13 protein-coding genes and 2 pseudogenes are annotated in these 14,446 nt (G+C 62.8%); 6 read left to right on the top strand and 9 right to left on the bottom strand.

The window, feature by feature from the left end; all coding sequences use genetic code 11:
* Positions 1-17 precede the first annotated feature (17 nt).
* From ccoS to hemN, 3 genes and pseudogenes are all read left to right on the top strand, one after another.
* A complete protein-coding gene (gene ccoS, locus K1X80_RS20480; RefSeq protein ID WP_057960320.1) occupies positions 18-245 on the top strand; it encodes a cbb3-type cytochrome oxidase assembly protein CcoS in 228 nt (75 codons plus the stop codon).
* Positions 238-920: pseudogene (locus K1X80_RS20485) on the top strand (sulfite exporter TauE/SafE family protein). Before ccoS ends, K1X80_RS20485 begins: the two are co-directional and overlap by 8 nt.
* A 102-nt stretch (positions 921-1,022) precedes the next feature.
* Entirely contained in the window at positions 1,023-2,405 is a 1,383-nt protein-coding gene (hemN, locus tag K1X80_RS20490) for an oxygen-independent coproporphyrinogen III oxidase (protein WP_057960321.1), read from the top strand.
* A 6-nt stretch (positions 2,406-2,411) separates the two neighbouring features.
* Here the strand turns inward: hemN and K1X80_RS20495 are convergent, their stop codons facing one another.
* Positions 2,412-2,882, bottom strand: coding sequence for a hypothetical protein (locus K1X80_RS20495; protein ID WP_057960322.1), 471 nt, complete (start codon positions 2,880-2,882; stop codon positions 2,412-2,414).
* Between the two features lie 154 nt (positions 2,883-3,036).
* Here K1X80_RS20495 and fnr point away from each other — a divergent pair, with 154 nt between their 5' ends.
* Both fnr and K1X80_RS20505 read left to right on the top strand, forming a co-directional pair.
* The gene (gene fnr / locus K1X80_RS20500) at positions 3,037-3,771 is read left to right on the top strand and encodes a fumarate/nitrate reduction transcriptional regulator Fnr (RefSeq protein WP_032863348.1); all 735 of its coding nucleotides are present in this window, start codon (positions 3,037-3,039) and stop codon (positions 3,769-3,771) included.
* Between the two features lie 90 nt (positions 3,772-3,861).
* Positions 3,862-4,410: an adenine phosphoribosyltransferase gene (locus tag K1X80_RS20505; protein WP_057439496.1), complete on the top strand. Its 549-nt coding sequence runs from the start codon at positions 3,862-3,864 to the stop codon at positions 4,408-4,410.
* Positions 4,411-4,492: 82 nt separating this feature from the next.
* Here the strand turns inward: K1X80_RS20505 and K1X80_RS20510 are convergent, their stop codons facing one another.
* The 5 genes from K1X80_RS20510 to dnaX all read right to left on the bottom strand — a co-directional run bounded on the left by K1X80_RS20510 (position 4,493) and on the right by dnaX (position 10,114).
* Complete coding sequence (locus tag K1X80_RS20510; protein ID WP_057439497.1) at positions 4,493-5,641, bottom strand: acyl-CoA dehydrogenase family protein; 1,149 nt, start codon at positions 5,639-5,641, stop codon at positions 4,493-4,495.
* A 188-nt stretch (positions 5,642-5,829) separates the two neighbouring features.
* Positions 5,830-6,432, bottom strand: coding sequence for a recombination mediator RecR (gene recR, locus K1X80_RS20515; protein WP_057439498.1), 603 nt, complete (start codon positions 6,430-6,432; stop codon positions 5,830-5,832).
* 58 nt (positions 6,433-6,490) lie between these two features.
* Positions 6,491-7,516, bottom strand: coding sequence for an NADP-dependent oxidoreductase (locus K1X80_RS20520; RefSeq protein WP_057439499.1), 1,026 nt, complete (start codon positions 7,514-7,516; stop codon positions 6,491-6,493).
* A gap of 141 nt (positions 7,517-7,657) precedes the next feature.
* Positions 7,658-7,996: a YbaB/EbfC family nucleoid-associated protein gene (locus tag K1X80_RS20525; protein ID WP_057439500.1), complete on the bottom strand. Its 339-nt coding sequence runs from the start codon at positions 7,994-7,996 to the stop codon at positions 7,658-7,660.
* 66 nt (positions 7,997-8,062) lie between these two features.
* Positions 8,063-10,114 carry a DNA polymerase III subunit gamma/tau gene (gene dnaX, locus K1X80_RS20530; RefSeq protein WP_198799607.1) on the bottom strand — a complete coding sequence of 684 codons (2,052 nt, stop codon included), beginning with the start codon at positions 10,112-10,114 and terminating at the stop codon, positions 8,063-8,065.
* Positions 10,115-10,248: 134 nt separating this feature from the next.
* Between dnaX and K1X80_RS20535 the strand changes: the two genes are divergently transcribed.
* The gene (locus K1X80_RS20535; RefSeq protein WP_057960324.1) at positions 10,249-11,016 is read left to right on the top strand and encodes an ABC transporter substrate-binding protein; all 768 of its coding nucleotides are present in this window, start codon (positions 10,249-10,251) and stop codon (positions 11,014-11,016) included.
* Here the strand turns inward: K1X80_RS20535 and K1X80_RS20540 are convergent.
* From K1X80_RS20540 to K1X80_RS28610, 3 genes and pseudogenes are all read right to left on the bottom strand, one after another.
* Positions 10,995-12,686 carry a bifunctional diguanylate cyclase/phosphodiesterase gene (locus K1X80_RS20540; RefSeq protein WP_128592860.1) on the bottom strand — a complete coding sequence of 564 codons (1,692 nt, stop codon included), beginning with the start codon at positions 12,684-12,686 and terminating at the stop codon, positions 10,995-10,997. The two genes, K1X80_RS20535 and K1X80_RS20540, sit on opposite strands and share 22 nt — an antisense overlap.
* 18 nt (positions 12,687-12,704) lie before the next feature.
* Positions 12,705-13,772, bottom strand: a complete 1,068-nt coding sequence (locus tag K1X80_RS20545) for a methyl-accepting chemotaxis protein (protein ID WP_374068243.1) — start codon at positions 13,770-13,772, stop codon at positions 12,705-12,707.
* A gap of 216 nt (positions 13,773-13,988) precedes the next feature.
* Positions 13,989-14,270, bottom strand: a pseudogene (locus K1X80_RS28610) (PAS domain-containing protein); the annotation flags it as partial.
* Positions 14,271-14,446: the final 176 nt, after the last annotated feature.

The following is a 14,446-nucleotide window of genomic DNA, read 5'->3' on the forward strand; positions in this document are numbered from 1 at the left end:
GCGGGCATGGAGTAGCGATGCCAGCTCTTTACGTAATGATTCCTGCGGCGCTGCTGATCGTCGCCATCGCCATCTACATCTTCTTCTGGGCGGTGGACAGCGGCCAGTATGACGACCTCGACGGGCCGGCCCACAGCGTGCTGTTCGACGACCAGGATCCCAAGCACCTGGCCGCTGTCGACGAGGCCAGCAGCCACCCGCAGCCACCGGCCAAGCCTGACGAGCCGGCGCCGCCCCATGCTTGACCTCGCGCCGCTGCTGGTTTCCGCGCTGATCCTCGGTCTGCTGGGCGGCGGCCATTGCCTGGGGATGTGCGGTGGCCTGATGGGCGCATTGACCCTGGCCATCCCCCGGAACAGCGCAGCCGGCGGTTTCGCCTGCTGCTGGCGTACAACCTGGGACGCATCCTCAGCTATGCCGCCGCCGGCGTATTGATCGGCCTGGCCGGCTGGGCCGTGGCCAACAGCCCTGCGGCGATGTTCATGCGCATCCTGGCCGGCCTGCTACTGATCAGCATGGGCTTGTACCTGGCCGGCTGGTGGAGCGGCCTGACCCGTATCGAAAGCCTCGGGCGCGGCCTGTGGCGGCATATCCAGCCGTTTGCCAACCGTTTGCTACCGGTGTCCAGCCTGCCCCGCGCCCTGCTGCTGGGCGCGCTGTGGGGCTGGTTGCCGTGCGGCCTGGTCTACAGCACCTTGTTGTGGGCGGCCAGCCAGGGCAACGCCGTGGACAGCGGGTTGCTGATGCTCGCTTTTGGCCTCGGCACCTGGCCGGTACTGCTCGCCACCGGGCTGGCGGCGGAGCGCGTCACCGCGCTGTTACGCAAGCGCAGTGTGCGCATGGCCGGCGGCCTGCTGGTGATTGTGTTCGGTATCTGGACCCTACCCGGGCCCCATCAGCACTGGCTGATGGGCCACTAAAAGGCCATGTGGCATAGCGCCGCTCCCCGTTGATACAAATCAAGATGACCGCCCAGCCATGCCCCTAGACTCGGCCCACTAGCCAATCCGGGGAACGCCCGCATGCTCGACGCCATTCGTTGGGACACTGATCTGATTCATCGCTACGACCTGGCAGGACCGCGCTACACCTCCTACCCCACCGCCGTACAATTCACCAGCCAGGTCGGCACCTTTGACCTGCTGCACGCCCTGCGCGACAGCCGCAAGGCCGTGCGCCCGCTGTCGCTGTATGTGCACGTGCCGTTCTGCGCGAACATCTGCTACTACTGCGCCTGCAACAAAGTCATTACCAAGGACCGCGGTCGCGCCCAGGCCTACCTGCAGCGCCTGGAGCAAGAGATTCAACTGGTGGCCTGCCACCTGGACCCCCACCAACAGGTGCAACAGCTGCATTTTGGCGGCGGCACCCCGACCTTTCTCAGCCACGACGAATTGCGCCAACTGATGGCGCAACTGCGCCAACACTTCAACCTGCTGGATGACGATTCCGGCGACTACGGCATTGAGATCGACCCACGGGAAGCCGACTGGGCCACCATGGGCCTGTTGCGTGAACTGGGCTTTAACCGTGTGAGCATCGGCGTGCAGGACCTGGACCCCGAGGTGCAACGGGCGGTCAATCGCCTGCAAAGCCTGGAAGAGACCCGCGCGGTGATTGATGCCGCGCGCACCCTGCAGTTTCGCTCGATCAACATTGACCTGATCTACGGCCTGCCCAAGCAGACCCCCGAGCATTTCGCCCACACCGTGGCCGAAGTCATCAGCCTGCAACCCGACCGCCTGTCCGTATTCAACTATGCCCACCTGCCGGAACGCTTCCTGCCCCAGCGGCGGATCAACAGCGAAGACCTGCCGGCCCCCGCCGTCAAGTTGCAGATGCTGCAGGAAACCATCGAACAGTTGACGGCCGCCGGCTACACCTACATCGGCATGGACCACTTCGCCCTGCCCGACGACGAACTGGCCATCGCCCAGGAAGAGGGCACCCTGCAACGCAATTTCCAGGGCTACACCACCCACGGTCACTGCGATTTGATCGGGCTCGGCGTTTCGGCCATCAGTCAGATTGGTGACTTGTACTGCCAGAACAGCAGCGACCTGAGTCATTACCAGAATGCCCTGGCCGGCGCGCAACTGGCCACCAGTCGCGGCCTGCTGTGCAAGGCGGACGATCGTTTACGAGGGGCGGTGATCCAACAGCTGATCTGTCACTTCAGCCTGGACTTCGACAGCATCGAGCAGGCCTTCACCGTGGATTTTCGCGGTTATTTCGCCGAGCTCTGGCCGCAACTCGAAGTAATGGCCGGAGACGGCCTGATCGAACTCAACGCCAAGGGAATCCGGGTGCTGCCAGCCGGGCGCCTGTTGGTGCGCTCGGTGTGCATGGTGTTCGATGCCTATCTGGAGCAACAGAATAGGCAGCGCTTTTCACGGGTGATCTGAGCCGGGTTACTTGGCCATCAACGAGGCGGCCTTCACCGCGTCTTCGGCGCTCAGGTTCTTCATCGCTTCGCTCAACGACGCATAGGCGCCGGTCAGCGAGGCTTGCAAGCCGCCCAGCGCCGATTGCACGCCGCTCAGTTTCGCCAGGACCTGCTCCGGGCTGAGGCGCTTGTCGGACATGATCGCCGACATCTCTGCCATCTTTTCCGCGATCTGCTGCTTCAACTGGCGAATCATTTTCAGCAGTTTCTGCACGTTCTCGTCCAGCCCGCTTTCTTCGATATCATCGTTGGCCGTCTTCTCGGCGCTGGCAGCCTTCAGCGACGCACCGGAAAAGGTCACGCTCACGCCTTCGGCAGGCTGGGTTTCACCCAGCGCCGTTGATTCGGTACCGGCGCCCACGGTGCTGGTTTTTTTCGGTTCAAGCAGCGTCGGCACAGTGGTGCGGGACGGAAGATTGCCGTCGATGGAAAGCATATCGTGAGCCTCCAAGCTCTTGGTCGTTAGCAGTTCATCGGCCACCGGGTAAAAATCTTTATATCTCTGCCGGTTTTTTGTACAGGCTGGCTTGATAGTCCCTCAGTGCGGTACCCTTACGTCTTATGTGTGTTTTCCCACAAGGATTTAAGAAATGTCCGAGCCAGTTAAACTGCGCGCTCATAGCCAGGCTCACTGCAAGGATTGCAGCCTGGCTCCCCTCTGCTTGCCACTTTCGCTGAATCTGGAAGACATGGATGCGCTGGACGAAATCGTTAAACGTGGTCGCCCACTGAAGAAAGGCGAGTTTCTGTTTCGCCAGGGCGACAAGTTCGATTCCGTCTATGCAGTACGCTCGGGCGCCTTGAAGACGTTCAGCCTGAGCGATAGTGGCGAAGAGCAAATCACCGGTTTCCACCTGCCCAGCGAGCTGGTCGGCCTATCGGGCATGGACACCGAGATCCACCCGGTGTCGGCCCAGGCCCTGGAAACCACGTCGGTGTGCGAGATTCCCTTCGAACGCCTGGATGAACTGGCCCTGCAATTGCCGCAGTTGCGCCGCCAGTTGATGCGAGTGATGAGCCGGGAAATCCGGGACGACCAGCAAATGATGCTGTTGCTGTCGAAGAAAACCGCCGACGAACGGATTGCCACCTTCCTGGTCAACCTGTCGGCGCGCTTCCGCGCCCGTGGTTTCTCGGCCAATCAGTTCCGCCTGAGCATGTCGCGCAACGAAATCGGCAATTACCTGGGCCTGGCGGTAGAAACCGTGTCCCGGGTGTTCACGCGCTTCCAGCAGAATGAACTGATTGCCGCCGAGGGCAAGGAAGTGCACATCCTCGACCCGATCCAGCTCTGCGCGCTGGCCGGCGGCTCCCTCGACGGCTGATCGGCGCACGAGGGGCGCGACACTTGTGGCCAAGCCAACCGGCGAGGCCGCAGGTATACTGCTGGGTCTTTGCGCCCAGGACTCCCGACGATGACTTTCGACGCCTTCGACATCAAATCCCTGATTCGCCCCGTCATCGACTTCCCCAAGCCTGGGGTGATCTTTCGTGATATCACGCCGCTGTTCCAGTCGCCCAAGGCCATGCGCCTGGTGGCCGACACCTTTATCCACCGCTACGTCGAAGCCGAGTTCAGCCATATCGGCGCGATGGACGCCCGAGGCTTTTTGATCGGTTCGGTGATTGCCTACCAACTGAACAAGCCGCTGATCCTGTTCCGCAAGCAAGGCAAGCTGCCAGCGGACGTGCTGTCCGAGGGCTATCAGACCGAATATGGCGAAGCCTTCCTCGAAGTGCACGCCGACAGCCTGTGTGAAGGGGATTCGGTGTTGATGTTCGATGACTTGATCGCCACCGGTGGCACCTTGATTGCTGCAGCAAACCTGACGCGGCGCATGGGCGCGCGGATTTTTGAGGCGGCGGCGATTATTGACCTGCCGGAGTTGGGCGGCTCGCAGCGTCTGGAGGATATGGGGATCCCTACGTTCTGTTTGACGCAGTTTGGGTTGACTGAGCGGTAATTTGCGCGGGTCTTGTGGGCTTCATCGCGGGCAAGCCCACATTTTGATTTGCGAACCCATTCAAAGGTGGGAGCCCCCTCAATCACAAGCCCATCTGCTTACTGATGATTTCATTCATCACCTCCCGGGTCCCGCCGCCAATCGACAAAATCCGATTGTCGCGGTATAGCCGCTCCACCAGGCTGCCGCGCATATAGCCCAGGCCACCCAGGATCTGCACCGCGTCATACGTCACGCGGTCGGCGGTGTCGGTGGCCAGGTTCTTGGCCATGGAGATCTCCTTGATCACGCTCTTGCCCGCCGCCATCTTCGCCGCCTGGCGGTAAGTGAACTCGCGGGAAACCTCGACCGCCGTGGCCATCTCCGCCAGGCGGTGCTTGAGCACCTGGAACTTGCCAATCGGCTTGCCAAAGGCCTGCCGCTGCGCAGCCCACTTCAGGCTCTCTTCCAGGGCCATCTGCGCGGTCATATTGGCCATTAATGCCAGGGCCAGGCGCTCGCTCTGGAAGTTGCCCATGATGCAGGCAAAGCCCATGTTTTCGCCGCCGATCAGATTACCCACCGGCACCTGACAATCATCGAAGAACAGCTCGGCAGTGTCCGACGCCCACCAGCCCATCTTCTTCAGCGGCTGGCCGACGGTGAAGCCAGGCGTGTCTTTCTCGATCAATAACAGGCTGATGCCGGCAAAGCCAGGCCCGCCGGTACGCACGGCGACGGTGTAGTAGTCGGCGCGTGCGCCACTGGTGATAAAAGTCTTGCTGCCACTGACCCGATAACAATCGCCATCGCGCACCGCACGGGTTTGCAGGCTGGCCACGTCGGAGCCGCCACCGGGCTCGGTGACGGCCAGGGCCATGATCTTCTCACCGGACAGCACCTGCGGGGCCACGCGCTCGCGCACTGCGGGGCGCGCCCATTTGACGACGGGCGGCAGGCCGATATCCAGCGAGCCCAGCCCCGCCACTACACCACCGGAGCCACAACGCATCAGCTCTTCGCTGGCGGCGACCTTGGCGAACAGGTCGCCCTCATGGCTGCCGCCCAGGGCTTCAGGGTAGCCAATGCCGAGAATCCCCGCCGCGCCGGCCTTGAGGTACAGCTCGCGGGGGAAGTGTTCGGCCTCCTCCCATTGCTCGATGCCCGGCAGAATCTCGCGCTCGACAAAACGGCGCACGCTGTCGCGGACCAATTGGTGACTGGGGTCGAAATATTCCTGGTAGGCAGACATCGGCAAGCTCCATGCAGAGATGGAGCGAACTTACCAAGCGCTTGCTTGGTTATCAAGCCGAACGCAGAACCCATGTAGGAGCGGGCTTGCCTGCGATGCAGGCACTGCGGTGTATCAGGAGGACCGAGGCGATGCCATCGCAGGCAAGCCAGCTCCCACACAAGCCAGCGTGCCAGAGGATATTGGGCTTAGAGCGCGATAGGTTTACGCCCGGCAAACGAGTGCGCCAGGGTGCCGCCGTCCACCAGTTCCAGCTCGCCACCCAACGGCACGCCATGGGCGATGCGCGAGGTGATCAAGCCTTTGTTGGTCAGCAGTTGGGCGATGTAATGCGCCGTGGCTTCCCCTTCCACCGTCGGGTTGGTGGCCAGAATCACCTCGGTAAAGGTGCCCTGCCCTTCAATGCGCGCCACCAACTGCGGGATACCAATGGCCTCCGGCCCCAGGCCGTCGAGCGGCGACAGGTGGCCCTTGAGCACGAAGTAGCGCCCGCGATAGCCGGTCTGCTCCACCGCGTAGACGTCCATCGGCCCTTCGACCACGCACAGCAGCGTATCGTCGCGACGGGGGTCGGCGCATTGCGGGCACAGTTCTTCTTCGGTGAGGGTGCGGCACTGGCGGCAATGGCCCACACCGTCCATGGCCTGGCTCAAGGCCTGGGCCAGTCGCGAGCCACCGCTGCGGTCACGCTCCAGCAGTTGCAGCGCCATGCGCTGGGCGGTTTTCTGGCCCACGCCCGGCAAGGTGCGCAGGGCGTCGATCAGTTGACGAATCAGAGGGCTGAAGCTCATGGGGCAAAGGTCCGACAAAACAACGAGACGCGGTTTATACCCGCGCCTCGGATAAGCGTCAAATACGCACGACCAACTTGCCGAAGTTGCGCCCTTCCAACAGGCCGATAAAGGCCTCGGGAGCCTGCTCCAGACCATCGACCACGTCTTCGCGGAACTTGACCTTGCCGTCCCGCACCCAGGGCGCCATGGCGCTGATAAATTCCGGGTGGCGGTCGCCATAGTCGTCGAACACGATAAACCCCTGGATACGCACGCGCTTGGTCAACAGGGTGCGTTGCAGCGCTGGCAGGCGATCAGGGCCGGTGGGCGCCTCATGGGCGTTGTAGCCGGCAATCAGGCCACACAGGGGGATCCGTGCCTTGGGATTGAGCAAGGGCAGCACAGCGTCGAAGACCTTGCCGCCGACGTTTTCATAATAGATATCCACCCCTTTGTCGCAGGCCTGGGCCAGCTCTTCGGCAAAGTCCGCGCTCTTGTGGTCGATGCACGCGTCAAACCCCAGCTCCTCCACCACATAACGGCACTTGTCCGCACCGCCGGCCACGCCGACCACCCGCAGGCCCTTGAGCTTGGCCACCTGGCCGACCACCGAGCCCACCGCACCGGAGGCCGCCGCCACCACCAGGGTTTCCCCGGCCTTGGGTTGGCCGATATCCATCAGGCCCATGTAGGCCGTCATGCCGGGCATGCCCAGCACACCCAGGGCCATGGACGGGCTCGGCAGGCCCTTGGGCACCGGCATCAGGTTGCGTCCGTCGCTGATGCTATGGCTTTGCCAGCCGGTGGCGCCGACCACCAGGTCGCCCACCTCGAACTTGGGGTTGCGCGACTGCTCGATGCGGCTCACAGCACCGCCAGTCATCACCTCGCCGATTTCTACCGGCGCGGCGTAGGACGGCGCGTCACTCATGCGCCCACGCATGTAGGGGTCAAGGGACAGGAACAGGGTCTTGAGCAGAACCTGGCCGTCTGCGAGGTCTGGCAGCGCTACGCGCTCCAGGCGGAAGTTTTCCGGCACGGGCGCACCCTGCGGGCGGGATACCAGGACGATGCGCTGGTTAAGGGTCATGGCTTCGGTCATCAGCGGGGCTCCTTTATATCGGTGATTGAATTCAGCGGTATAGAGTGCAGACAGCCATTGCAAGGCTGACGTTCGATTGTGCCCGACACAAACAAAAATGCCAGGCACGATGCCTGGCATTTTTGCAGTCGCGCGAGTCGATCAGAACGGCAGCTTCATGCCCGGCGGCAGTTGCATGCCCGCGGTCACGCCGGACATTTTGTCCTGGCTGTTGGCTTCGATCTTGCGCACGGCGTCGTTGACGGCCGCAGCGAACAAGGCTTCGAGCATTTCCAGGTCGTCTTCGCCAATGCCCGGCAATACGCTTGGGTCGATGCTCACACGCTTGATGTCGTGACGACCGGTCATCACCACGCTGACCATATCGCCACCGGCTTTACCGGTGACTTCGGCGTTGGCCAGTTCTTCCTGCATCTTGGCCATTTTTTCCTGCATCTGCTGCGCCTGCTTCATCAGGCCGGCCATGCCACCTTTCATCATGGGAATCACCTCAAAAGTACGTGGATCAATACGGCGCCGAGCCTCAAGGCACGGCGCCTGCAATTATCAGCCCGCTGCAGCCTGGGCTTCGACAGGTTCAATAGTATCGTGTCGCACCACCGCGCCAAACTGCTCCATCATCTGCTGGATCAGCGGATCGGCCTGGATCGACTCCTCGGCCTCGCGCTGGCGGTTGAGCCGGCGACGGGTGGCGGCCTGGGCCGGGGTTTCCTGCTCGGGCTTGATCAGCTCGATGGTCACCGTCAGGGTGCGTTCGTGGAACTGATTCAGGGCGTCGTTGAGGCGGCGCTGCTGGGTCGCGTTGAACAGGGCACTGTGGGCCGGGTCCAGGTGCAACAGCCAGTGATCGCCATCGACGGCAATCAGCGTGCAGTTGGCGGCGATGCTCCCGGTCATGCCGGAGATCGGCAATTTCGGGAACAGCTCCAGCCATTGCAGGGCGAGGCCGGTGGCCGGCATCGCGGCAGGTTCTGCCTCGGGCTCCGGCGCGGGCTCGGCGGTGTGTTCGCTGGCCAGGTCGTCCAGGTAGCTGTAGGCCGAATCCATGTCCGGCTCGATGTAATCTTCGTCCAGCGGCGGTTCGTCATCCAGGTCGATGCCGGGGGTAGCGGCGTCCACTTCGGCGATGGTCGGCTCGGGCACGGGGGCGGCGACCCATTCCGGCGCGTCCGGCACTGCGCTGTCGGGGGTCGGCGTGGGCATGGGCGTGAGCTCGGGCTGCTCGCTGGTGGTTTCCAGCACGGCCTCGACTGCAGGCTCCTGCTCGGCCACGGCCTCTACCGGGTCGTTCCAGGGCAGATCGACCACAGGCGCGGGCTCAGGCTCGGCAACCGGCTCCGGCACCGCTACAGGCGCCACCGGCTCAACCGCGACCGGGGCGGCAGTGACTGCCACAGGTTCCGGCGCGATCACTGGCGCGACGACCGCCGCGCCAGCCACTGGTTTGGCGGAATCAACTGTGGCCTGGCTGATCCCCACTGGCTTTAGCGGCTGTCTCGGCGCATCGGCGGTGTCCGCCGGGCGGAACGCCAGCATGCGCAGCATGACCATTTCAAAGCCGCCGCGCGGGTCCGGGGCCAAGGGCAGGTCTCGGCGCCCGATCAGGCCCATCTGGTAGTAGAACTGCACATCTTCGGCCGGCAACGCCTGGGCCAGGGCCAACACGCGGTCGCGGTCGCCGTGGCCGTTATCGACCCCTTCAGGCAGCGCCTGGGCGATAGCGACGCGGTGCAGCACGTTGAGAATTTCCGAGAGCACGCCATTCCAGTCCGGGCCTTGCTCCGACAAATGGCGCACGGCTTCGAGCAGCGCCTTGGCATCGCCTTCGATCAACGCATGCAGTACGTCAAACACTTGCCCGTGATCGAGGGTGCCGAGCATGGCGCGCACATCAGCGGCCATCACTTTGCCTTCACCGAAGGCAATGGCCTGGTCGGTCAGGCTCATGGCGTCGCGCATCGAACCATCGGCGGCGCGGCCCAGCAGCCACAGCGCGTCGTCTTCGAACGGCACGTTCTCCACCCCCAGCACGTGGGTCAAATGCTCGACCACCCGCTCGGGGGTCATGTTCTTCAGGGAGAACTGCAGGCACCGCGACAAAATCGTTGCAGGAAGTTTCTGCGGGTCGGTGGTGGCCAGGATGAATTTAACGTAGGGCGGCGGCTCCTCCAGGGTTTTCAACAGGGCGTTGAAGGAGTGGCTGGAAAGCATGTGCACTTCGTCGATCAGGTAGACCTTGAAGCGGCCACGGCTGGGGGCGTACTGCACGTTGTCGAGCAGTTCGCGGGTGTCCTCGACCTTGGTGCGGCTCGCGGCGTCGATCTCGATCAGGTCGACAAAGCGCCCCTCGTCGATCTCCCGGCACACCGAGCAGGTGCCGCAGGGGGTGGAGGTGATGCCTGTCTCACAGTTCAGGCACTTGGCAATGATCCGCGCAATGGTGGTCTTGCCCACCCCGCGAGTGCCGGTGAACAGGTAGGCGTGGTGCAGCCGCTGGCTGTCCAAGGCATTGATCAGAGCCTTGAGCACATGGGTCTGGCCGACCATTTCGCGGAACGAGCGCGGACGCCATTTACGTGCAAGAACCTGATAACTCATCGAAAACCGTCGCAACTGGGAAGCGGAAGCCGGTAATGCTAGCGGAGCAGGGGCGAAATTGCATCCGGCACGCTCGCCTAATCTGACTAAGCTGGTAGTGGCCTCCCCTCCCAAGGGCTGATCTCGGAGAGTTTATGCGCGTAGTCCTGGGCGCTTTATGGATGATCACCACACTGAGCCTGGCGGCACCCGCCCCGTTGCGCTTCGCCATTTCCGACAGCTGGGCCATGCCCCTGGTGCAGATCGAGGCCGGCCAGCCGACCCAGGGCATTTTGTATGACCTGATGTTAAGCCTGGCCACCCAGGTTGGCCATCCGGCGCAGTTCCAGGTATTGGCCCGAGCCCGCATCGCCCCAGCCATGGAGCATGGCGAAATTGATGTGCGCTGCTACGTCGCACAGGCGTGGCTGAGCAACCTGTCCGGCGATTATGTCTGGAGCATCCCCTTGCTGGTGCAGCGTAATGTGCTGGTCAGCGTCCACGCCCCGCCGTTGTCGGTGAATGTGGCGAAGCTGGCTGCGCAGAATATCGGCACCGTGCTCAACTACAGCTACCCGACTCTCGAGCCGCTGTTCGCCAACGGCCAGCTGCAGCGCGACGACGCCCGCAGCGAAGAGCAAGTGCTGCACAAGCTGGTGGCGGGACGCTTCAGGTATGCCGTCACCAACGAATGGGCCCTGGAGCGCTTCAATCAGCGGCTACCCGTGGACCGCAGGCTGCACGTAGTGGCCGTGATCGAGGAGCAGAGCCTGGGCTGCTACGTGCGTAACGACCCAGCCCTGCCCGTGCAGCACATTTTGCGCACATTGCTGCGCATGAAGATGTCGGGGGAGATTGACGGCATCATCAGGCTCTACACCGGTGACCGCGAGCGCCCGCCTCAATCGTCGCCCGCACCATAGTTGAGCAGGTCAAACCCGGCGGCCCAGGCCGGCACCTCGTCAGCCGGCATGGGCTGGGCGAAGTAATAACCCTGGGCCACTTCGCAGCCCATGCGCAGCAGCAACTGGCCATGTTCAAGAGTTTCCAGGCCCTCGGCGATCACTTCGCGGCCAAATGCCCGGGCCAGGCCGATCACCGCCTGGGTCAAGGCCAGGTCGTCCTTGTCGTGCAGGATGTCACGCACAAACGACTTGTCGATCTTGATGGTCTGGGTCGGCAGGCGCTTGAGGTAGCTGAGGGAGGAATAGCCGGTGCCGAAATCATCCAGGGAAAACCGCACCCCCAGCGCCTGGCACGCCGCCAGGTGCTCGGTGACCCGTTGGATATGGTCGATGGCCACCGATTCGGCAATTTCCAGATCAAGCATGTGTGGCGCGACATCGGGATGCTGGGCCAGCAGTTGCTGCAGGCGCTCGACAAAATCCGCACGCTGGAAATGCCGGGCCGCGATGTTCACGCTGACCGGCCAGCAGTGCCCAGCCTCCTGCCACTGACGCATCTGCGCCAGCACCTGATCCATCACCCACTCGCCGACATCCACGATCAGGTCGGTCTGCTCGATCAACGACAGGAAATCCTTGGGCGCCACCAACCCGCGCATCGGATGCTGCCAGCGCAGCAACGCTTCAAACCCCACCACCTGGCCGTGGCGCAGGTTGATCTTGGGGTGGAAGTGCAGGCACAACTCCCCCGCCGCCAGGGCCTGGCGAATCTGCTGGACCGTCTGGTGGGTGGCCTTGACCTCCTGCTCCAGGGACACGTCAAACAGCTGGTAGCGGTTGCGCCCACTTTGCTTGGCCACATACATGGCCTGGTCGGCATGGCGCAGCAACGTATCGGCGTCCTCATCGTCCAGGGGGAACAAGGTCACACCGATACTGGCAAACACGTTGATCTGCGCGCCCTGGATCGAATACGGCTCGGAGATGGCCGTGAGGATCCGCCGCAGCGCGCCGTTAAGCTCATCGGCATCGCGCACGTAGCGCAGGATCAGTACAAACTCGTCACCGGCCAGCCTGGCGACCACATCTTCGCCACGAATAATCTCACGCAGACGGCGCGCAACCTCCACCAGCAACAAGTCGCCACTGGCATGCCCATAGCCGTCGTTGACGGCCTTGAAGCCATCCAGGTCGAGCATGCACACCGCCAGGGGGATTTGCTCGTTGCGGGAAAACTCCAGGGACTGCACGAGCAATTCGGAGAGGTAAGCGCGATTGGGCAGCCCGGTCAGCACATCGTGACCGACCCGCCATTGCAGGGTCTGCAGCAACTGACGCTTTTCGCTGACGTCAAAACGAATCGACACGTACTTCTGCACCTTCCCGGTACGCTGATCGACCAGCGGCACCATGGTGCTATCGACCCAGTACAACGAGCCATCCTTGGCGCGGTTACAGATTTCCCCGCGCCAGACCCGGCCTTCAGTGATGGTGCGCCACATGCCCTGGAAAAACCCGGCAGGGTGCAATCCGGAGCTGAGGATCCGGTGGTTACGCCCCAGCAACTCGTCGCGGCTGTAGCCGGACATGTCGCAGAATTGGTCGTTGACGTAGGTGATGCGGCCGGTGAGGTCTGTCTCGGAGAAAATGGCGGCGGCATCCACGGCCCTGCGGTATTTCTCATCCATGAATGTGGCTCTAGGTGGCTAGCGGTTGAACCGCTCGACCAGGGCACGCAACCCGGAAGAGATGCTTTCAAGTTCCCGGCCCCGGGTGACTGCAGCGTTGGCGTTGCCCGCTGTCTTTTGTACCGTGGCCGCGACGTTATTGATCTGTTGTGAAACATCCTCTGCGACGTGGGATTGTTCCTGTGAGGCTGCAGCCATTTGCTGACTCATGCCGGTAATGCGTTCCACCGCCTGACGAATGCCCAGCAGTGCCTGTTGCGCTTGCAGTACCTGCTGCACGCCTTGCTCGGCCTCTTGAATACCGGTGCTGGCAATGTCCACCGCCTGATCGGCCCCGGCACGCAAGCTCTGGATGATGCCCTGGATCTGTTCGGTCGACTGCCGGGTCTTGCCCGCCAGCGCCCGCACTTCATCGGCCACCACGGCAAAGCCACGGCCTTGCTCGCCGGCCCGCGCCGCTTCGATAGCGGCATTCAGGGCCAGCAGGTTGGTCTGGTCGGCGATGGCCTGGATCATGCTAGCGGCCACACGGATTTCCTGGGTCTGGTCGGCCAGATGGCCCACCGCCTGGTTGATCTGGGTGACAGTACTGGCCAGCAGTTGAATCGCCTCGCGTGTGGTGCCGACAACATGACTGCCCTGCTCAGCCAGGTCATTGGCGGTGCGGGCTTCGCTGGCGGTCTGCTGGACGTGGGTTGCCACTTCGGCGATGGACGCGGCCATTTCGGTCATGGCGGCGGCGGTCATATCGGTTTCTGCGCGTTGCTCCAGCAGCGCCGACTCGGTGGTGCCCGATAACATGCTGGAATGAGCAGCAGCCTCGGCCATCTGGGTGGCCAGGTCGCTCAGACGCGTGAGCGCGGTTTTCAAGCGCGCCTCTTCGCTGATCAGGATCATTTCCAGTTGCGCAGCCGGACCCAGCGCATCGCTGTAGGTCATGGCGCTGATAGGGTCGGAAAAGGTATTGGGCGTGTGCTCGACAATCTGCTTGAGCTGCCTCCCCAGACGCAGGTGCGCCCAGGCGCCGAGGCCGAGAAACAGCAGCGCCACAGAGGCCTGGGCCCACCCGCCCGGCAACCATTGCATCGCCCCGCCAGCGAGCACTGCCGCCAAGGCGGGAACGGCTAGGGCATTGCCGACCTGGCCCAGGCGCTGCAACGGCGAAACCGCCGAACGCCCGGCACGCAAACGTGCGTAGAGCGCTTCGGCACGCCGCACCTGCTCGCGCGTCGGCTTGACCCGCACCGACTCATAACCTACCAGGCGACCGTCTTCGAGGATCGGCGTCACATAGGCGCTGACCCAATAGAAGTTGCCGTTTTTGCAGCGGTTCTTGACCACGCCCATCCAGCTCTGGCCGGCCTTGAGGTAGCGCCACATCAGCTCAAAGACCGCGGGCGGCATGTCCGGGTGGCGCACCAGATTGTGGGTACTGCCTATCAGTTCAGCCTGGGTGAAGCCGCTCATGGCGGCAAACTCGTCGTTGCAGTAAGTAATGTGGCTATTGATGTCAGTTGCGGAAATGAGCCGTTGCTGCTCCCCGAAAGTCTGTTCAACTGTGGTGACCGGCAAATTGACGCGCACTTTAAAGCTCCATGGACAGCATTCGATCCACCTGCTCAGGATCGGATAGATCCTGCAGATGGAGGGGTATTTCCAGACGGGTAAACCGTCAATGGGCTGGCTGGCGCCATTGGGCAGCCAAACCAGGTTTTGCCCAGCACCTGACCTTCGGTTTAGCGAAGATCAACTAGGCTTTA

The organism is Pseudomonas sp. So3.2b (genome assembly GCF_019464415.1).
GTDB lineage: Bacteria > Pseudomonadota > Gammaproteobacteria > Pseudomonadales > Pseudomonadaceae > Aquipseudomonas > Aquipseudomonas shahriarae.

Coding starts and splice junctions, on each gene's coding strand:
- K1X80_RS20495 (WP_057960322.1), bottom strand. CDS start 2,882: ATGCTTTCCATCGACGGCAATCTTCCGTCCCGCACCACTGTGCCGACG.
- ccoS (WP_057960320.1), top strand. CDS start 18: ATGCCAGCTCTTTACGTAATGATTCCTGCGGCGCTGCTGATCGTCGCC.
- K1X80_RS20505 (WP_057439496.1), top strand. CDS start 3,862: ATGACTTTCGACGCCTTCGACATCAAATCCCTGATTCGCCCCGTCATC.
- fnr (WP_032863348.1), top strand. CDS start 3,037: ATGTCCGAGCCAGTTAAACTGCGCGCTCATAGCCAGGCTCACTGCAAG.
- K1X80_RS20510 (WP_057439497.1), bottom strand. CDS start 5,641: ATGTCTGCCTACCAGGAATATTTCGACCCCAGTCACCAATTGGTCCGC.
- K1X80_RS20540 (WP_128592860.1), bottom strand. CDS start 12,686: ATGGATGAGAAATACCGCAGGGCCGTGGATGCCGCCGCCATTTTCTCC.
- K1X80_RS20545 (WP_374068243.1), bottom strand. CDS start 13,772: ATGCAATGGTTGCCGGGCGGGTGGGCCCAGGCCTCTGTGGCGCTGCTG.
- K1X80_RS20520 (WP_057439499.1), bottom strand. CDS start 7,516: ATGACCGAAGCCATGACCCTTAACCAGCGCATCGTCCTGGTATCCCGC.
- hemN (WP_057960321.1), top strand. CDS start 1,023: ATGCTCGACGCCATTCGTTGGGACACTGATCTGATTCATCGCTACGAC.
- K1X80_RS20525 (WP_057439500.1), bottom strand. CDS start 7,996: ATGATGAAAGGTGGCATGGCCGGCCTGATGAAGCAGGCGCAGCAGATG.
- K1X80_RS20535 (WP_057960324.1), top strand. CDS start 10,249: ATGCGCGTAGTCCTGGGCGCTTTATGGATGATCACCACACTGAGCCTG.
- dnaX (WP_198799607.1), bottom strand. CDS start 10,114: ATGAGTTATCAGGTTCTTGCACGTAAATGGCGTCCGCGCTCGTTCCGC.
- recR (WP_057439498.1), bottom strand. CDS start 6,432: ATGAGCTTCAGCCCTCTGATTCGTCAACTGATCGACGCCCTGCGCACC.